Raw genomic sequence first — 18,605 nt, forward strand, 5'->3', positions numbered from 1 at the left:
AATGCGCGGATGGCGGAGAGGCGGATATTTTGGGCGGGGTGCGTCTGCGCGCTTGTGGTTTTCCTGGCCGTTGTCTGGGTTGGTGTTCGGCTGCCTGGGCGCGGGCACAGCGGAGCGCCCGGGCCTGTCGAGAGGCCGAGCCTGGCGGGGTGGCAGGCTCGGGACCTCGCAGCCTTGCTGCCGACCGCGGCGGACTTCCCGCCGGGCACGAGAGTCGTGGTCTCCACCGATGGGGCGGGGCAGCCGCCGTATGCCCGCGTGTTCACTGCGACGGCCCCTGCTGACTGCGGCGCTGCGCCTTTCGCGGACCGGGGCGGCGTGTTCGACGTGGTGGGCGCGTCGAACGCCCCGCGCGGCGAGGAGCTGCCCGGTTTCCACCTCGTTTTCGGGAAAGAACGCCCCGGCCAGGACCTGCTCGCGCTGACCCGGGACTGGGCGGCGCGGTGCGGGCGCTTCGATGTGCTGGACGTGAAGGGGGAGCGCGCCGACAAGCCGCGCCGTGCCGCCGTGCTGTCCTCTGCCACGGTCGAGGGCGAGCCCGCGCTGGACCTCGCGCGCGGCGACGGCTCCACGGAGGAGCGGGTCCGAGCGGTCCGGGTCAGGGGGATCGTGGTGGTCGCCACCTCGTCTCGATGGGACCCCGAGCCCGTCGTGCCGGACGGGTCCGAGGCCGTGGCCCAGCAGGTCCTCGCGACGACGGTGCGGCGGTTGCGCGACGTCTCGGCCCTGCCCGCTCCTCGCGCCGCGTCGCCGTCGGCTCGGGAGCAGAGCTCGCTCGCGGACGTGCCGAACGAGCGTCTCGCCGCGCTCCTGCCGAACGTGTTGGAGGCCCCGCCGGACTGGTTCCTCTCGCTCGGGACCAGCACGGCGACCAACGACCGCCTCCACCACGCTCCGAAGGCCGACCTCGGCACGACGAGCCCGTCCGGATGCGCCGACCGGCCGTATGCCAGTTATCGGAGCGTCAGGGACGACTTCTCCGATGTGTCGGTCTTCTCGGCTGCGGAGCTGCAGACCTGGCCGCAGGCGCAGGGGAGGTACGCGTCCAGCTCCTATGTCGCTTTGTCGCTCGGCAAAGAGCGCGCCGGGGCCGATGTCGCCGAGCGCACGCAGGCCTGGTTGCGGCGGTGCGGCCACAGCCGGAGCTTCGGGCAGGCGAAGGGCTCCCACTGGGAGCACGAGATGACGATCGAGATGGCCCCTGCCGAGGGCTACGGGCCGGAGCCCGCGTACGAGATCACGGAGACGACGGCCTCCGGGAGCGGCGCTCCGCGCGTCCAGCGCGGCCTGCTCGTCCGGGTCCGGGGGCTCGTCCTCACGGCCTGGAACAGCCAAGGCTCTCTGGAGGCCGAGGCCGATCGGCTGCTTCGGGCTGCCCTCGACAAGATCCGCTCCGCGCCGGACGCTCCCGCGCCGACAGATCGGCACAGCCATGCGGGCCGCTCGTCGCAGGAGCTCGCGGCCTTCCTGCCGACGATCGCCGATTTCCCCACGGCGAGCACGTTGGAGCTCGCGCAGGGCGAGGCGGACGACTTCAAAAGGATGACCATCGGATCCGGGCGGACCGAGCCGCCGGGCTGCGTCGATCCGCCCATGTTCGACGGAGCCTCCGCCGAGCACGCCACGGCCTGGCTGAACCGGGTTTCGTTGCAGCATCTGCCCGAGACCGCCTTCCGGCTCGCGAACGCCGCCCCCGGCGAGGACCTGCTTGCCGAGGCCAAGGACTGGGCGAAGCGCTGCGCCCGGTATGACGGCAACTTCGGGTCATGGCCGGGGCCGGGCGCGGTGGAAGCCTTGCCGCCCCCGGTCCAGCCCCAGAACCAGAACGGGGCGGACGGAACGGTCCGGCTCGCGATCACGACGAATCTGCGCTGGTTCGGCGACACGGAGCCGGCCGAGCGCCGGTACCTCTTCTTCGCCCAAGTCGGCCCGACGCTGGTGGGGGCGGCGACCGATCTCCTTCGCGCCGGGGACGAAGACGGCGCGCGACTGGCCGAGGGGCAGCTGGAGCGGGGGCTTCGCCTGATCACGGCCCGGCTGCGGGCGGGCGACCCGAATCGCGAGCCGCCCCGCAAACCTGCGCAGCCAGACCTCGCCGCGTGGCCGAAAACCGACCTGGCCCGGCTCCTGCCGCAGGCGCGAGTCCTTCCCGAAGGCTGGGGCCTGGTCCAGAACGTGCCGACGCGCGACGAGCGGAAGGCGAAACCGGGCGAGAAGCCGTACACGGCCCCCGCCGCTGTCTGCGCCTCCCCGTTCCCGCAGCAGCGCCCGAAGGCGCAGGGCTGGCTCCCGAACGACGGGGACGAGCCCGCCGCGGCGAATTTCCAGAACTCGTACGGCGGCGGCCTTCGCCCGTTGGTCTCCGAGGGCGCCATCGGCGGGGGCGACCGGACGGCGGAGGACGAGCCCCGGAACGCGACGGTGACGCTGTACCAGGAGGATCCGGGCTTCGACGTGTTCGACCGCGCGCGGTCGTTCGTCCAAGGGTGCGCGCGCTTCGCGCAGAACGGGGCCGAAGCGTGCGAGGCGGGCGCGGCGCCGGGGGCGGTCGAGGCGCTGGCCCTCCCCGCGCTCGGCGCGACAGAGGTTTCCGGCTTCCGCAGGACGTCGGAATGCGGGCATGCCGTCGAGATCGTGGAGTTCGCCAGGGCGCGCGGCCTGGTGGTGGTCGCCCAGTTCAAAGGCGCCACCGACGGGGCTTCGTCCCTGCCGGTGCTGGAGACGATGCTCCGCGAGGCGGTGTCGCGGATCCAGCGCGCGTGACCTCGGCGAGGGCCCGCGTCAGTCCAGGCCGAGCCGCGTCGCGAAGAACCGGTAGGCGAGCGTCGTCATGAACGCGGTCTGCTTGTTGTCCGCCGCCATGCCGTGCCCGCCCTCGACGTTCTCGTAGTAGAGCACCGGATGCCCGCGCTCCTCGAACCTCGCGGCGAGCTTGCGGGCGTGGCCCGGATGCACCCGGTCGTCCTTGGTCGAGGTGGTGACGAGCAGCGCCGGAGTGCGGACTTCGGACGCGGGGACGTTCTGGTAGGGGGAGTACGCCGACAGGAACTCCCGGTCGGCGGGGATCTCCGGGTCCCCGTACTCCGCGACCCACGACGCGCCCGCGAGCAGCAGGTGGTAGCGCAGCATGTCGGCGAGGGGCACCTGGCAGACGATCGCCCCGAAGAGCTCTGGGCACCGGGTCGCCATCACGCCCATGAGCAGGCCGCCGTTGCTGCCGCCCATCGCGCCGAGCTGGCGCACCTCGCACACCCCGCTCGCCGTCAGATCGCCTGCCACCGAGGCGAAGTCCTCGAACGCGAGACGCCGGTTCTCGCGCAGCGCGGAGGTGTGCCACGCGGGCCCGTACTCCCCGCCGCCCCGGATGTTCGCGAGCGCGTAGGTCCCGCCCCGCTCCAGCCACCCGAGGCCGAGCGATGGGCTGTAGACCGGGGTCATGGAGTGCTCGAAGCCCCCGTAGCCGTACTGGATCGTCGGGCGGGGCTCGTCGAGGTGCTTGCCGACGAGGAAGTACGGGACCTTCGTCCCGTCCGAGGACGTCGCGAAGCGCTGGCGGACCTCGACGCCGGTCGCGTCCCAGAACGCCGGAGACTGTTTGGCGGTCTCGAGGCCCGTCTCCGGGGAGCCGACCAACAGGCTCGCCGGGGTGGTGAACGACATCGAGGTCACGTACAGGTCGTCGTCCTCGTCCGGGTCGGTCGTGAGGACGGAGACCTCGGCGTACCGGGGCACTCCGGGCAGCTGGGCGGGCTCCCAGTCGCCGAGGGAATAGACGCGCAGCTCGGAGCGCACGTCTTTGAGCGTCCCAAGGACGAGGTAGCTCAAGGTGAACCCGAAGTCGGCGAGGCTGGTGGAGCCGTCCGGCTCGAACAGCACGTGGGGCTCGGCGGCGCCGTCCGAACGGTGCTTGCCCTCGAGAAATTCCTCGTAATCGAAGACCAGCAGCGAGCCCTCGGGGTAGGTCGTCTCACCGATGGTCCAGGGGGAGCGGGGGCGGACGAAGAACCAGTCCTCGTGCACCACGGCGTCGGCGTCGGGCGGCACGGGCAGCTCGACCAGCTCGACGCCCCCCGAGCCGGGGGCGCTGCGGATCTCGTACTGGACCTTGCGGTGGAAGTCCAGCATTCTGGCCACGAATTCCCGCTCGAACCCCGGTGTGCGGTCGGCCCACGCGTTCACCAGCACGTCCTGGGGCTCTCCGGCGAAGACGACCGCCGCGTCGGCGAGCGCCTGCCCGCGCTCCCACCGCCGCACGGTGCGCGGGTACCCCGAGTCGGTGAGCGCCGGCACTCCCTGGCCGTCCGCCCCGAAGTCCGCGCCGACGAGGAGCGCGTCCCGGTACGCCCACGAGACGAAGTTCTTGCCCTCGGGCAGCTCGAAACCGCGCCCCCCTCGCCCGACCGGCGGCACGAAGGCCCGGCCCGTGATGTCGAACTCGCGGACCACAGCCGCGTCGCTCCCGCCGCGCGAGAGGGTGATGAGGGCGAGGTCGCGGTCCGGGTAGAGCACTTTCGCGCCGCCCCACACCCAGTTCTCGCCCTCTGTCTCGGCGAGCGCGTCGAGGTCTAAGACCACGTCCCACTCGGGCTCCGCCGCCCGGTACGAGGCCTGGGACGTCCGTCGCCACAGCCCTTTCGGGTGGCTCTCGTCGCGCCAGAAGTTGTAGAGCCATTCGCCCCGGCGGGCGGGGTAGGGGATGCGGTCGTCGCTGTCGAGCGCGGCGAGGATCTTCCCGCTGAGCGAGTCGAACTCCGCCCCGCCGAGCTCGGCGACAGCGGCGGCGTTGCGCTCGGCGACCCAGTCGAGCGCCCGGCCGCCGGTCACCTCCTCCAGCCACAGAAGCGGGTCTTCGGGGTGGGGGCGCCCCCCGTTTGCGGGGAGCTCTTGGTCGCCAGTCATCCCGCCACCCTATCCGAGCTTGAGGCCACCTTGGCGGAGCCAGAGACGCGTCCAGTAGGGTTTCTCTCGTGGCTGATGAATACGATGTTGTTCTGCTCGGCGCAGGGCCGGGAGGTTATGTCGCGGCGATCCGGGCGGCTCAGCTCGGGCTTTCTGTGGCTGTGATCGAAGAGAAATGGTGGGGCGGTGTCTGCCTGAACGTGGGCTGCATCCCCTCGAAGGCGCTTTTGCGCAACGCCGAGCTCAACCAGATCCTCACCAAAGAGGCCAAAGAGTTCGGCATCTCCGGCGAGGCCAGCATGGACTTCGGCGCGGCGTTCGACCGCAGCCGCAAGGTCGCGGACGGCCGGGTCAAGGGCGTCCACTTCTTGATGAAGAAGAACAAGATCACCGAGGTGAACGGCTGGGGGACCTTCCTCGACGCGCACACCATCGAGGTGAAGGCCGAGGACGGCAGCGTCACGCAGGTGCGCGGGAAGAACGTCATCATCGCGACCGGCTCCACCGTCAAGCTCCCGCCGGGGACGCAGCTCTCGCAGAACGTGGTGAGCTTCGAGGAGCAGATCCTCTCCCGCGAGCTGCCGAGGAGCATCGTCATCGTCGGCGCGGGCGCCATCGGCATCGAGTTCGCCTACGTGTTGCGCAGCTTCGGCGTCGAGGTGACCATCATCGAGTTCCTCGACCGGGTGCTCCCGAACGAGGACGCGGCGGTCTCCGCCGAGCTCAACAAGCAATACCGCAAGCTCGGGGTCAAACTGCTGACCTCCACCGCGGTGAAGTCCGTCGTCGACAACGGGTCCTCGGTGCACGTCGAGTACGAGAGCCGCGACGGCAAGGCGGGCTCCATCGACGTGGACCGGGTGCTGCTCGCCATCGGCTTCGCCCCCCGGACGCAGGGCTACGGCCTGGAGAGGACCGGGGTGGCCCTCACCGACCGGGGCGCCATCGCCATCGACGAGCGGATGCGCACCAACGTCCCTGGCGTCTACGCCATCGGCGACGTCACCGCGAAGCTGCAGCTCGCGCACGTCGCGGAGGCGCAGGGCGTGGTCGCGGCCGAGACCATCGCCGGGGCTCCGACCCTGGAGCTCGGCGACTACCGCTACATGCCGCGCGCGACGTTCTGCAACCCGCAGGTCGCCTCCTTCGGCCTCACCGAGGAGCAGGCCAAGGCGGAGGGGCACGACATCAAGGTGGCGAGCTTCCCGTTCTCCGCGAACGGCAAGGCGGCGGGCCTCGGCGACTCGGTCGGCTTCGTGAAGCTGATCGCGGACACGAAGTACGGCGAGCTGCTCGGCGGGCACATCATCGGCCCGGACGCCTCCGAGCTGCTGCCGGAGCTCACGCTCGCGCAGAAGTGGGACCTCACCACCCAGGAGCTGATCCGCAACGTGCACACCCACCCGACCTTGTCGGAGGCCCTGCAGGAGGCACTGCACGGGCTCGCGGGACACATGATCAACTTCTGATTCCCGGCGTTCTGACGGCGACCTCCGTCGTTGCTCCGCTCCTCGTGTACCGGGCTCGTTCCTCGCTGCCTTCGTACACCACGTCGCGGTGCGCCTTGGATCTCATCCGTCAGCTTCACCGGGGAGACGGTGGTTGCCTTGCCGCCTTGCATCTCATCCACGCGGGGCTCCCCGGAGGCTTGAGATGGGTTGCCTTGCGGGGCTCCGGCTAGTCCGCCGACGGCGCTTTCGGCCGCGCGAACAACACGACGGGGGCGACGCAGGCGAGCACCACGCCCGCGACAGTGAACGCGGCGGTCGATCCTGCCATTTCGGCGGCTTTGCCTCCGGCGGCGGTGAAATGCTTCGCGCCCGCGTACACCTGGCTGAAGAAGGCGGTGCCGAGCGCCCCGCCGATCTGCCCGTATGCGGTGAAGAGCGCGCTCGCCGAGCCCGCCTCCTTCTTGCGCGCGCCAACGAGCGCCAGGTCCGGCAGGCAGACGGAGAGCACGCCGAGCCCCAATCCGAACACGGTGATGATCGGCAGCATCCGGGTCGCGTAGTCGTCAGCGAGGCTGAGCCGGGAGAAAAGGAGCATGCCGGAGGCGGCGACCAGCGAGCCGATCACGCTGAGCGTGCGGATGCCGACGCGCTCCGCGAGCTTGGTGATCGAGAGGCCGCCGACGAGGATGCCGAGCAAGATGGGGAGCAGCCGGAAGCCGGTCTCCGACGGGTTGTAGCCGCGCAGCTTCTCCATATACGTCGCGAGGAACAATGTTCCGCCGAGCACTCCGGACAAGGTGAAGGCATTGCCGAGCGACGCGAGGGTGCAGGTGCGGTCGAGCAGAACGGTCGGCGGCACGAGCGGCGCGGCCGCGCGCCGCTCGATGACGACGAATCCGCACATGAGCGCGATGAAGAGGGCGAGGCAGATGACGAACGGGAGGATAGAGCGCTCGGCCTCTATGTGGTAGATCCCGACGCCGAGGCTGAAGAAGGCGGCGATCGAGAGCGCCGAGCCAGACAGGTCGTAACCACGCCGCCCCCGCTCCACGCCGCCTCGGAACAGGATCAGGACGAGGCAGATGATCAGCACCGACAACGGGACGTTGAGCAAGAGGCACCAACGCCAGTTGGCGAATTCGGCGAGCACGCCGCCGAGGGCCAGGCCAGAGGCTGTGCCGAAGACGGCGGTGGTGCCGATGGCCACGAACGCCGCCGCCCGCGCGCGCGTCCCGACGAACGAGTTGGTCACGAGGGCGAGCACGGCCGGGGCGAGGAGTGCGGCGAAGCCGCCCTGCGCCGCTCTGGCGAGCAACAGCTGAAGCCCGTCGGAGGCGGTGCCGCCGAGCAGGGACACCAGTCCGAAACCCGTCATCCCGATCAGGAAGGCGCGCCGATGGCCCCATGAGTCCACCGCGCGTCCGCCGAGCAGGAGGAAAAGGCCGTGGAAGAAGACGTAGAAGATCACCACGCTCGACCGCTGCGGGTCGGCGAGGTGCAGGTCGTCCTGGATTTGGGGCAGGGCGACGCTCATGATCGTGGTGTCGAGGTTGAGCAGGAACTGGGTCGCGCCGCCGATGAGCAAGACCGGCCATTGCGACCAGAGGCCCGCTTCTCGCGCCGTTCTCGGCCCGGCCTGGTCCGCCGATTCGACAATCCGTTGGCCCTTCAGCTCAGGCGCAGAGCTTTCGCCCGGATTTGTCATTGGATGAAAGTAGCAATCCGAAGCTTCACGAGCAATAGAAGCCAGGTATCTGATATCGCGTGTTCCCTCCGGGGAGGACCTGCGGCCAGGTCTCGTGGCAGCGCGGCGGGCATGTGGCGCAAGAGCGGAGCAAACCTGTGGAACGAAATCTCTTCGTGATACGTTCACTTGGGTAAGGGCGCGGTGGAGCGCCTGAGCCGGCTGAATTCCGAGTACCCTGGGAAACACAAGAGAACCGGACAGCAAGAGAAGACGAAAGGACTCACGGTGCGTCAGAGCAGCAACCCAGTTTTCCGCAGCCTCACGAGGCTCGGCGCGCAAGGCGGTGCGCAGGCTGGTGCCTACCAGTCGTACCAGTACGGCCAGCAGCAAGCCCCCTACAACTACCAAGCGCCCGCCACGTCGCGGACGCTCTCGGTCGACGACATTGTGGCGAAGACCGCGACCAGCCTCGCGGTGCTCTCCGTCACGGCTGTCCTGTCGTACCTCCTCACCGCCTCGAACCCGGCGCTGGGCGGCGTCGTCGCCATGGTCAGCGGCCTGGTGGGCCTTGGCCTGATCTTGTTCGCGACCTTCGGCCGCCAGCAGGACAACCCCGCCGTGGTGCTCGGCTACAGCGTGGCCGAGGGCCTGCTCGTCGGGGCGTTCACGAACGTGCTCACCATCCCGTTCGCCGGGGTGGAGGCCGGGAAGCTCATCCTTGAGGCGCTGATCGGCACGTTCGGCGTGTTCGCGGGCATGCTCGCCGTCTACAAGACCGGGGCCGTGCGGGTCACGCCGCGCTCCACCCGCGTCTTCGTCGGCCTGCTCTCGGGCGTGGTGGCGCTGATGCTCGTGAACTTCATCGCCTCCTTCTTCATGGCAGGCGGGCTCGGCCTGCGCGGCCACGGCCCTATCGCGATCATCTTCTCGCTGATCTGCATCGGTTTGGCCGCCTACAGCTTCCTTGTCGACTTCGACCAGGCCGACCAGCTGATCCGGGCGGGCGCCCCGCAGAAAGCGGCCTGGGGCGTCGCCCTCGGCCTGACGGTCACCGTCGTGTGGCTCTACATGGAGATCCTCCGGTTGGTCGTCAACTTGAATTCGAACGACTAGGCTCCGGTCCCGACCGTTTGACTACAGGAAGTCCCGCCTGCGCCGCTGGCGGGACTTCCTGTAGTGTTCCCAGCACATTCTTCGCGCGGCGCGGATCGACCTGGAAAGGTGGCCATGGGCTCGACAGAGCGAGAAGACGCCCCGGACCAGGGCGTCTCCGGGCCGACGGCGGGCAAGGACGGCGGGCTGGTCTGGGAGCGGCATTCGAAGACGAGCTTCGGCGCTCGGGCGATGGTCGTCCTTTCGTGGTTGACGGTGCGAAAAGTGCTCGCCCTTCTCGCGTACATGCCGCGCGTCCGGTACCCGTGGGCGCTGGTGGACATGCTCGCCCAGCTCGTCGTCTTCCCCGTTCGAGGCTTCCGCGGCGAGCTGGTCAGGCTGCCGCACTGCGACGGGCAATGGTTCACGAAGGACCGCAAAGACGCGCCGAGGGCCATCTTGTACCTCCATGGCGGAGGCTTCATCGCCTGCGGCATCAACACGCATCGCAGGCTTGCCACGACGATCGCGAGGACGGCGCAGGCCTCGGTGCTCTCGATCGGCTATCGCCAACTGCCCGAGCATTACGTCGACGAGTCGGTCGAGGACTGCGTCCTCGGCTACCGGTGGCTCCTCGACCGGGGGTACGAGCCGGACCAGATCGCTTTCGCGGGGGACTCGGCTGGCGGCTATCTCGTGTTCGCGACCGCGTTCCGCCTCCGCGAGGAGGGCTTGCCCCTGCCTGCGGCGCTGGTGGGGATCAGCCCGTTCGCGGACTGGGCCGTGCGAACCAAGGCCAACCATCCCAATGAGCGGACCGACGCCCTGCTGGCCCGTCCGGCGTTCTACTACATCGAGCGGAAAATGGACGAGGCGCGGGCGCGGGCGACCGTGGACGGCGTCGAGCCGCCCCGCATCGACCTCTTCGAGCGCTCGCCCGCAGGGTTTCCGCCCGTGCTGCTCCACGCCTCCGCGCACGAGGTCCTGCTGCCCGACGCGGAACGTCTCGCCACCGCCTTGGCCGAAGCCGGGGTGCCGGTGACCGCCAAGCTCTGGCGGGGCCAGCCGCATGTCTTCCAGGCCGCCGATTTCGTCATTCCCGAGGCGCGGGCCTCGATCGCCCAAATCGGCCGGTTCATCCATCGGTCCACCAAGGCTCCGGACGGCGCCGGGCGCGACCCGGACGACGAGGACGAGTAACCGATACCTGCGGTAGCGCTTACAGCGACGGCCCGCTATCCTTGGGTGATGTCGACCACATCAGACATCCGGGAGCCGCTGAGGACCGCCGGGCGGTGCGCGTCCGCCCCGTATGTCCTGCGGCATACGACGACCAGTCTTATCGGCAGGGCCGGGGTGGTGCTGCTCTGGCTGACCGCCCGCCCCGCCATTTTCGTGTTCGCGATGTTGGGCAGGCTGCCGTGGCCAGACCGGGTGCCGTCCTCCGTGATCCGGCTGCTCGATGTGGGGGCGAGGCTGCTGCCCGAGCCGCGCGGCTCTCGATTCGAGGAGGTCAGGCTGCCGGGCTGCTCCGCGCGCTGGTATCTGCCGCCGCGTGTTCCGCAACAGCCGGAGCGGGCGGTTCTGTACTTGCACGGCGGCGGGTTCGTCGCCTGCAGCGCGCACACCCACAAGCGCCTCGCGAACCACCTCGGCTCGCGCGCCGGGGCAGGGGTGCTGTTCGTGGAATACGGCCAGCTGCCCTACTACCCGGTCGACGAGACGGTGCGCCAGTGCCTGGACGGATACAGATGGCTGCTCGAACAAGGCTGGCCCCCGGAGAAGATCGTCATCGCGGGCGACTCGGCAGGCGGGTTCCTCGCCTTCGCCACCGCTCTGCGGGCCCGCGAGGAGGGCCTGCCGCTGCCTTCGGGACTGGTCGCCATTGCGCCTTTCACGGATTGGGACGACACGGCGAAGCTCGCCCACCCGAATATCCGCCTGGACAGCCTCTTCTGCAAGGGGACGGTGCGCAGCCTCGAAGTCGTCGTGCGCCGGGCCCAGGAGCGGGCGAAGCGGCGGGGATATCCGGTGCGGCCGCTGCCGGATCTCTTCGCCTGCCCGCTCGAAGGCATGCCGCCGACGATGATCCATGTGTCGGACATCGAAATGCTCCTGCCGGACTCGGAGAAGCTGGCTGCTGCCCTCGCGGCGGCGGGCGTGCCGACCACGCTCAAAATCTGGGCGGGCCAGCTGCATGTCTTCCAGGCCATTGTCGAGCCCGCCCCCGAGTCGCGGGCTTCCCTGAGGGAGCTCGGGGCCTTCATCCGCGCGGTCGCGCCGTGAGCGCCGGGTCGTCAGCAGCAAAATAGGGAGCAGTTATGGATATGGCCGCCGTCGAGCCTGTGGAGGTCGTCAGCCCCGTCGTGCTGGCGCATACCGCCACGAGCAAGCACGCCCGCAACGTGGGGATCGTGTGCCGGTACACGGCGCGGGTGCTGTTGAAGGCCGTGGCCTGGCTGCTCAAAGCGCCGCTGCCGAACGCGGTGGTCGCGCTCGTCGTCGCTGTGCCAGAGTTCCTCGCGCGCGTGGGGAGGCCGTCCCCGAAAGGGGCGCGGTTCGCCGAGGTGGCCCTGCCGGAGTGCTCCGCGCGGTGGTGCTTGCCGGAGCAGGCGGCGGAGCGGCCCGAGCGCGTGATCTTGTACTTGCACGGGGGAGGCTTCATCTCGTGCGGTTTCCACACCCACAAAGGGATCGCCTGCAGGCTCGGCGGGCTCGCGGCGGCCGGGGTGCTCTTCGTCGAGTACAAGCAAATGCCCTTCCACACGGTCGACGACTCGGTGCGGCACTGCGCGCACGGGTACCGCTGGCTGCTGGACCAGGGGTGGCGGCCCGAGCAGATCGTCTTCGCGGGGGATTCGGCTGGCGGGTTCTTCGTGTACGCCGCCGCGTTGCGCGCTCTTGAGGAAGGGCTGCCCGCGCCAGCCGGGATCGTCGCGATGTCGCCGTGGACGGACTGGGACCTGTCCGGGAAATTGGCGGCTCCGACGCTGGAGCACGACCTGCTCTTCCCGCCGGATGTGCTCGACATTGTGGATCGATCGATCGGGCGCGCGCAGCACCGGCTCGGCAAGCGCGGCCCGGTCCGTCCTGTGCCCGACCTGTTCTCGGGACCGCTCGGCGAGCTGCCGCCGTCGGTCATCCACGTGTCGGATTGCGAGCTGCTGCTCCCCGACTCGCAGAAGCTCGCCGCCGCGCTCGGCGAAGCGGGCGCGAAGGCCACGCTCAAGACCTGGGCGGGGCAGACGCATGTCTTCCAACTCGTCGCCTCGCGAGCCCCTGAGGCGGAGGAGTCGTTGGCCGAGCTGGCCGCCTTCATCCGCTCTGTGAGCAGCTGAGCCGCTGTGGAATGATAGGGGCATGCGCATCGCAGGCCACGTCACAGAGCTCATCGGCAACACTCCGCTCGTCCAGTTGAACTCGGTCGTGCCCGCCGGGGCGGCGACCGTCGCGGTGAAACTCGAATACCTGAACCCCGGTTCGAGCTCGAAGGACCGCATCGCGGCCAAGATGGTCGAGGAGGCGGAGAAGGCAGGCCTGCTCAAGCCTGGCGGCACGATCGTCGAGCCGACCTCGGGCAACACCGGCGTCGGGCTCGCGCTCGTCGCGCAGCAGCGGGGCTACAAATGCGTCTTCATCTGTCCGGACAAAGTCAGCGAGGACAAGCAGAACGTGCTCAAGGCCTACGGCGCCCAGGTCGTCGTGTGCCCGACGGCGGTCCCGCCGGAGCACCCGAGCAGCTATTACAGCGTCTCCGACCGGCTCGCCAAGGAGATCGAAGGCGCGTGGAAGCCGAACCAGTACGTCAATCCTGCGGGCCCGGCGAGCCACTACGAGACCACCGGCCCTGAGATCTGGCGGGACACCGACGGCACGATCACCCATTTCGTCGCAGGCGTCGGCACCGGCGGCACGATCAGCGGGACCGGGCGCTACCTCAAAGAGGTCTCCGGCGGCGCGGTGAAGATCGTCGGGGCCGACCCCGAGGGCTCGGTCTACTCGGGCGGCTCCGGGCGCCCGTACCTCGTGGAAGGCGTTGGTGAGGACTTCTGGCCCGACGCGTACGACCGCACGGTCACCGACGAGATCATCGCCGTGTCCGACGCCGATTCCTTCAACATGACCCGGCGGCTCGCGAGGGAGGAGGGCCTCCTGCTCGGCGGGTCGAGCGGCCTCGCGGTGGTCGCGGCCATCCGCGTCGCGCAGCGCGTCGGCCCCGGCGGGCTGGTGGTCGCGCTGCTTCCCGACGGCGGACGAGGGTACTTGTCGAAGATCTTCAACGACGCCTGGATGCGCTCATACGGATTCTTGCGCACCCGGCTGGACGGCACTGCGGACGAGCACACCGTCGGCGAGATCCTGCGGGGCAAATCCGGCCAGCTGCCGAGTTTCGTGCACACCCACCCGCAGGAGACCATCCGCGACGCCATCGACATCCTCGCCGAATACGGGGTGTCGCAGATGCCGGTCGTCGGGGCCGAGCCGCCGATCATGCTGGGGGAAGTGGCGGGCTCCGTCGACGAGCGCGAGCTGCTGTCCGCAGTGTTCAGCGGGCGGGCGAACCTCGCCGACCCGGTGAGCAAGCACATGAGCGCGCCGTTCCCGTTCATCGGTATCGGCGAGCCGTTCTCCCAGGCGCTCAAGGCGTTGGGCGAGTCGAACGCCCTCATGGTGGTCGAGGACGGCAAGCCGGTCGGGGTCATCACCCGCCAAGACCTTTTGTCCTTCCTGCGCACGGCGGAGTGATTCCCGCCGCCTCGATGGCGATCTCCGGCGTTGTCGGCTCCTCGCGTGCCTGCGCTCGTTCCTCGCTATGACCGCACGCGTCGTCGCCTGCCGCCTTGGATCTCATCCATCGAGATCGGTGGGGGCTCATGGCCGACTAGACTCTTGCGGGTGAGCGCACAGGATTTCTCCAAGCAAGGCTTTTCCACTCGGGTCATCCATCCCGACCACGAGCTGGACCCCGCGTTCGGCGCGGTGAACGCGCCGATCTACGCGACCTCCACGTTCGCCCAGGACGGCGTGGGCGGCCTCAAAGGGGGATACGAGTACTCGCGCAGCGCCAACCCGACCCGCACTGCCCTTGAGAAGACGATCGCGGCGAGCGAGACGGCGCAGTACGCCAGGGCGTTCAGCTCGGGCCTCGCGGCGACGGACGCCGTGCTGCGCTCGCTGGTGAAGCCGGGCGACCATCTGGTCATCCCGCACGACGCGTATGGCGGCACGTTCCGGCTCGTGGACAAGATCCTGCGCCCCTGGGGCGTCGCGTACTCCATCGCCAAGTCCCATGAGCCGCAGGCCTTCGTCGACCAGATCACCCCGCAGACCAAAGCGGTGTGGGTGGAGACCCCGAGCAACCCCTTGCTCTCGATCACCGACATCGCCGCGCTCGCGGAAGCGGCGCGCGAGGCAGGCGTGGCGCTGCTCGTCGACAACACGTTCGCCTCGCCCTACCTGCAGCGTCCGTTGGAGCTCGGGGCCCGCGCGGTGGTGCATTCCGCGACGAAGTATCTCGGCGGGCACTCCGACGTCATCGGCGGGGCCGTGGTCACGAACGACGCGGAGCTCGACGCGGCGGTCGGCTTCCTGCAGAACGGCTCTGGCGCGGTGCCCAGCCCGTTCGACGCGTTCTTGATCCGACGGGGCATGCTCACCCTCGGCGTGCGGGTGCGTCGCCAGAGCGAGAGCGCGTTGGCGATCGCCGAGCACCTCGCGGGCCATCCCAAGGTCTCGCAGGTGCTGTACCCAGGCCTTGCGGGCGACCCCGGCCACGCCGTGGCCAGCAAGCAGATGCACGGTGGCTTCGGCGGCATGCTCTCGGTGCGCCTCAAGGCGGGCGAGCAGGCCGCGCTGGACCTGTGCGCCCACACCAATGTGTTCATCCTCGGCGAATCGCTCGGCGGCGTCGAGTCGCTCATCGAGCATCCCGCGCGGATGACGCACGCCTCCGTGGTCGGATCGGACCTTGAGGTGCCGTCCGACCTGGTGCGCCTCTCCGTCGGCCTTGAGGACGTGGAAGACCTGATCGCGGACCTCGACCAGGCGCTCGGCTAGCCGCAGCCCCGAGGGCTGTTTGCGGCGTTGCCTGCCTCGCCCTCTGTCAGCACGGCTTTGAGCACGGCCAGATGGCTGGTCTCGATATGCTTCGCCGCCGTGAGGAGGGTGACTGGGCCTGCGCCGAGCAGCTCGCGGATCTCGTCGAGCCCGGCGGCTTGGCCGGGCTGCGCGAGTTCGGCGCGGTACCGCTCGTCGAACTCGGCGAACAACCCGGGGTTGCTGTGGTACCACTGGCGCAGCTCGTTGGACGGCGTGATGGCCTTCGCCCACCGGGCGAGGCCTGCTTGCTCTTTTTTGACCCCGCGCGGCCAAAGCCGGTCGGCGAGCACTGCCGTGCCGTGCCGCAGGCTGTGGTCGTCGTACACGCGGAGCAGGCGGAGGCGCTGTTCGTCAGACATGACGAACAGCGTAGGACTGCTGCCGCGCGGGCCTCAGCGCGGCTCAGCCGTGGTAGGGCTCCGCAGAAACAAGCGTCACTTTCACAACGGCGCCGTTCGGCACGGTGTATTCCCGCGTCTCGCCGACCTTCGCGTCGAGGAGCGCGCCGCCGAGCGGGGAGTTGGGGGAGTAGACCTCGAGCTTGCCGCCCTGCCCGCTCTCTTCGCGCGTGGCGATGAGGAAGCTCTCGGTGTCGTCTTTGTCCCCGTCGTAGTAGACCTTCACGACAGAGCCGGGAAGGGCGACGCCGGACTGGGTCGGCGCAGCGCCGACCTTCGCGGTCGCCAGGAGGTCTTGCAGCTGGCGGATACGCGCTTCCTGCTGGCCCTGCTCTTCGCGGGCCGCGTGGTAGCCGCCGTTCTCCTTCAGGTCGCCCTCTTCGCGGCGCTCGTTGATCTCGGCGGCCAAAACGGGCCGGTTCGCGATGAGCGTGTCGAGCTCGGTCTTCAACCGGTCGTGGGCGTCCTGCGTCAACCAGGTCACGTTCTCAGTCATTGTCTTCGTCCTCTGTTTCTTCGATTTAGGGCTTCTCGACCGCTCTCTTCGGGTCGAAGAGCCGCTGCTCGGAGTGGTGTGCGGCCATGACACGTCACGAGCCGGGACAGGGTTGGCCCCCATCGGCCGCGTCGGTCGGCGGGGCGCCTCCCGCAGCGCTTTCAGCTGTGGGGGCGGGCCGCTGTCCGCATCACCGCGTCGTTGCCGCGTTCGCAGGCGGATCGGACTATCGTCCGCCGCCGGCCGCTGGGGCGCCGCAGTGCTTTGCCTTCACCAAGCATTACGCGCCGTGGACTCCACGGCGCGCGTCGGTCTAGAATACCACGCTGTGCCGTTCGCTAACACAATGACGACGACTGTGTCCCAGATCAGATCGGATAAAACCGCATGAGCGGTTTTCGACTGATGGCGGTCCACGCGCATCCTGACGACGAGTCGAGCAAAGGGGCGGCCACGACGGCCCGGTACGCCGCAGAGGGCAACGACGTGCTGGTGGTGACCCTCACCGGGGGAGAGCGCGGCGACGTGCTCAACCCCGCGCTGGACGTTCCCGCCGTCAAGGCGAACCTCACCGCGGTCCGCCGCGAGGAGATGGCCGAGGCGGCGCGCGTGCTCGGCGTGTCCCACCGGTGGCTCGGCTATGTGGACTCCGGCTTCCCCGAGGGCGACCCGCCGCCACCGCTGCCCGAGGACTCTTTCGCCGCCGCGCCGCTCGACGCGCCGCTGCGCGACCTCGTCGCGGCAGTGCGCGAGTTCCGTCCGCACGTCATGACCACGTACGACGAAAAAGGCGGCTACCCGCACCCCGACCACATCCGCTGCCACGAGGTGGCGATGGCGGCGTTCGAGGCGGCGGCGGACCCGTCGCGCTTCCCCGAGGCAGGCCCCGCCTGGTCCGTGAGCAAGATCTACTACGACCACGCCTTCATCCGCAAGCGGTTGGTCCAATTCCACGAGTTGCTCCTCGAACGCGACGGAGAGAGCCCGTACACGGAGCTTTTGGAGAATTTCCCGCCCGGCGAGGACAAATCGCACCGAGTCACCACGAGCGTGGAGTGCGCGGCGTATTTCCCGCAGCGGGAGGCCGCCTTGCTGGCGCATCGCTCGCAAATCGACCCCAACGGGTTCTTCTTCGCGGTGCCGGTCGCGTTGCAGCAGGAGCATTGGCCGACGGAAGAGTTCGAGCTGGCTCTTTCCAGGGTGTCGACGAGCTTGCCCGAGAACGATCTTTTCGCAGGAGTGGAGCAGATATGACCGCAGATCTCGCAATGCAGCTCTTGGCGGTCGGGCCGCCGGGGCCGGAGCAGGGCAAAGGCTCTCCGTGGGGCGTGGTGATCACCTTGCTCCTCGTCGTCGCGGTGTTCGTCCTGGGCTGGTCCATGCAGAAGCATCTCAAGAAGATCCCGAAGAGCTTCGACGAGCCGGACGAGCAGAGGCCCGAGGACGATCAGCGCGGCTGAGCCTCAGGCCGAGGCCACGACGGCGAACCAGACGGCGACATGGTGGCAGATCGCCGCGACCACCGTCGCGGCGTGGAAGAACTCGTGGTGCCCGAACGTCTTCGGCCACGGGTTCGGCCACTTCGTCGCGTAGAGGATCGCGCCGACGCTGTAGAGCGCGCCCCCGACCGCGAGCAGCACGACCGGGGTCACCCCGCCCCGGTCGAGGACTTCGGACAGCATGAACACGGAGATCCAGCCGAGGACGAGGTACAGGACGACTCCGAGCCATCTGGTGGAGTGCGGGAAGCAGACTTTGAGCACGACCCCGGTCAGCGCGCCTATCCACACCACGGACAAGATCCAGTGGTATGTCTCGGGTTTGAGCAGGAGCAAGCAGAACGGCGTGTACGTGCCCGCGATGAACAGGAAGATCATCGAATGGTCGAGCCGCTTCATCACGCCCCTGGACTCGGGGGTCCGCCACTGCACGCGGTGGTAGGTGGCGCTGATCGCGAACATGGCGCACACGGTGAGCGAGTACACGGCGGTGGCCCCGACCGCTTTCGCGCCCGCGTAGCCGCCGGAGAAGCTCACGAGCGTGATGCCGCAGACCACCGAGACCGCGCAGGCCCACAGGTGGATCCAGCCGCGCATACGTGGCTTCGGCGCGGGAGCGTCCTCGCCTGCGGGCGGCAGCGGCGGGGTGCAGAAGTCCCATTCGGTCAGCGTGCTTGTCGTCATGTCGTTCCTTCCTGCAAAGACCATGGTAGCGCGCCGGAAGGCGGGGCTACAGGAACAGGGCTTCCGCGATGGTTTCGCGTATAGCCTCGCCGAGACGGCCTTCGGCGAGCTGCTCGCGGGCGGTCCGGTGCAGCCGCCGAGCCTTCGCGAGCGCGCCGCGCGCCTCCTCGGCGTACTGCGCGGCCCTGGCCTGGGATTGCAGGTCGGTGCGGGGGAGCCGCCTGTTCAGCCGGACGATCATTCGACATAGCCCCGAGCTTGGGCACGGCTGCGCGGGCGGCCACCGGATAAGCTGTCCGC

16 protein-coding genes are annotated in these 18,605 nt (G+C 69.2%); 10 read left to right on the forward strand and 6 right to left on the reverse strand.

Features of this window, described 5'->3' with window-relative positions; translation table 11 throughout:
• The first annotated feature begins 9 nt into the window (after positions 1-9).
• Positions 10-2,763 (forward strand): hypothetical protein, encoded by a 2,754-nt coding sequence (locus tag ACRC20_RS08160; protein ID WP_438685866.1) that lies wholly within the window; start codon positions 10-12, stop codon positions 2,761-2,763.
• An 18-nt stretch (positions 2,764-2,781) separates the two neighbouring features.
• Here ACRC20_RS08160 and ACRC20_RS08165 read toward each other — a convergent pair whose 3' ends face one another.
• On the reverse strand, positions 2,782-4,899 hold the full coding sequence (locus ACRC20_RS08165) for a prolyl oligopeptidase family serine peptidase (RefSeq protein WP_438685867.1): 2,118 nt from the start codon (positions 4,897-4,899) through the stop codon (positions 2,782-2,784).
• Between the two features lie 68 nt (positions 4,900-4,967).
• On the opposite strand from ACRC20_RS08165, the gene lpdA reads away from it, so the two are divergent.
• Complete coding sequence (gene lpdA / locus ACRC20_RS08170; protein ID WP_438685868.1) at positions 4,968-6,368, forward strand: dihydrolipoyl dehydrogenase; 1,401 nt, start codon at positions 4,968-4,970, stop codon at positions 6,366-6,368.
• 208 nt (positions 6,369-6,576) lie between these two features.
• Here lpdA and ACRC20_RS08175 read toward each other — a convergent pair whose 3' ends face one another.
• Positions 6,577-8,055 carry an MFS transporter gene (locus tag ACRC20_RS08175; RefSeq protein ID WP_438685869.1) on the reverse strand — a complete coding sequence of 493 codons (1,479 nt, stop codon included), beginning with the start codon at positions 8,053-8,055 and terminating at the stop codon, positions 6,577-6,579.
• Between the two features lie 267 nt (positions 8,056-8,322).
• On the opposite strand from ACRC20_RS08175, the gene ACRC20_RS08180 reads away from it, so the two are divergent.
• The 6 genes from ACRC20_RS08180 to ACRC20_RS08205 all read left to right on the forward strand — a co-directional run bounded on the left by ACRC20_RS08180 (position 8,323) and on the right by ACRC20_RS08205 (position 15,186).
• Positions 8,323-9,150, forward strand: a complete 828-nt coding sequence (locus ACRC20_RS08180) for a Bax inhibitor-1/YccA family protein (RefSeq protein ID WP_438685870.1) — start codon at positions 8,323-8,325, stop codon at positions 9,148-9,150.
• A gap of 114 nt (positions 9,151-9,264) precedes the next feature.
• Positions 9,265-10,329, forward strand: coding sequence for an alpha/beta hydrolase (locus ACRC20_RS08185; RefSeq protein ID WP_438685871.1), 1,065 nt, complete (start codon positions 9,265-9,267; stop codon positions 10,327-10,329).
• Positions 10,330-10,377: 48 nt separating this feature from the next.
• The gene (locus ACRC20_RS08190) at positions 10,378-11,415 is read left to right on the forward strand and encodes an alpha/beta hydrolase (RefSeq protein ID WP_438685872.1); all 1,038 of its coding nucleotides are present in this window, start codon (positions 10,378-10,380) and stop codon (positions 11,413-11,415) included.
• 35 nt (positions 11,416-11,450) lie between these two features.
• Positions 11,451-12,467, forward strand: a complete 1,017-nt coding sequence (locus tag ACRC20_RS08195; RefSeq protein ID WP_438685873.1) for an alpha/beta hydrolase — start codon at positions 11,451-11,453, stop codon at positions 12,465-12,467.
• Positions 12,468-12,489: 22 nt separating this feature from the next.
• Positions 12,490-13,875 (forward strand): cystathionine beta-synthase, encoded by a 1,386-nt coding sequence (locus tag ACRC20_RS08200; protein WP_438685874.1) that lies wholly within the window; start codon positions 12,490-12,492, stop codon positions 13,873-13,875.
• 150 nt (positions 13,876-14,025) lie between these two features.
• Positions 14,026-15,186: a cystathionine gamma-synthase gene (locus ACRC20_RS08205; RefSeq protein WP_438685875.1), complete on the forward strand. Its 1,161-nt coding sequence runs from the start codon at positions 14,026-14,028 to the stop codon at positions 15,184-15,186.
• Here ACRC20_RS08205 and ACRC20_RS08210 read toward each other — a convergent pair.
• Both ACRC20_RS08210 and greA read right to left on the reverse strand, forming a co-directional pair.
• The gene (locus ACRC20_RS08210; protein ID WP_438685876.1) at positions 15,183-15,587 is read right to left on the reverse strand and encodes a DUF488 domain-containing protein; all 405 of its coding nucleotides are present in this window, start codon (positions 15,585-15,587) and stop codon (positions 15,183-15,185) included. The two genes, ACRC20_RS08205 and ACRC20_RS08210, sit on opposite strands and share 4 nt — an antisense overlap.
• 43 nt (positions 15,588-15,630) lie before the next feature.
• Positions 15,631-16,122 (reverse strand): transcription elongation factor GreA, encoded by a 492-nt coding sequence (gene greA / locus ACRC20_RS08215; RefSeq protein WP_438685877.1) that lies wholly within the window; start codon positions 16,120-16,122, stop codon positions 15,631-15,633.
• A gap of 387 nt (positions 16,123-16,509) precedes the next feature.
• On the opposite strand from greA, the gene mca reads away from it, so the two are divergent.
• Together mca and ACRC20_RS08225 are read left to right on the forward strand one after the other, a co-directional pair.
• Entirely contained in the window at positions 16,510-17,376 is an 867-nt protein-coding gene (gene mca / locus ACRC20_RS08220) for a mycothiol conjugate amidase Mca (protein ID WP_438685878.1), read from the forward strand.
• On the forward strand, positions 17,373-17,582 hold the full coding sequence (locus ACRC20_RS08225) for a hypothetical protein (protein WP_438685879.1): 210 nt from the start codon (positions 17,373-17,375) through the stop codon (positions 17,580-17,582). Before mca ends, ACRC20_RS08225 begins: the two co-directional genes overlap by 4 nt.
• 3 nt (positions 17,583-17,585) lie before the next feature.
• On the opposite strand, the gene trhA is transcribed toward ACRC20_RS08225, so the two are convergent.
• Both trhA and ACRC20_RS08235 read right to left on the reverse strand, forming a co-directional pair.
• A complete protein-coding gene (trhA, locus tag ACRC20_RS08230) occupies positions 17,586-18,218 on the reverse strand; it encodes a PAQR family membrane homeostasis protein TrhA (protein WP_438686194.1) in 633 nt (210 codons plus the stop codon).
• A 133-nt stretch (positions 18,219-18,351) separates the two neighbouring features.
• Positions 18,352-18,546 carry a hypothetical protein gene (locus ACRC20_RS08235; protein WP_438685880.1) on the reverse strand — a complete coding sequence of 65 codons (195 nt, stop codon included), beginning with the start codon at positions 18,544-18,546 and terminating at the stop codon, positions 18,352-18,354.
• Between the last annotated feature and the right edge of the window lie 59 nt (positions 18,547-18,605).

Origin of the sequence: Segniliparus sp., assembly GCF_051660745.1 — a bacterium.
In the GTDB taxonomy this organism is placed as follows: Bacteria; Actinomycetota; Actinomycetes; order Mycobacteriales; family Mycobacteriaceae; genus Segniliparus.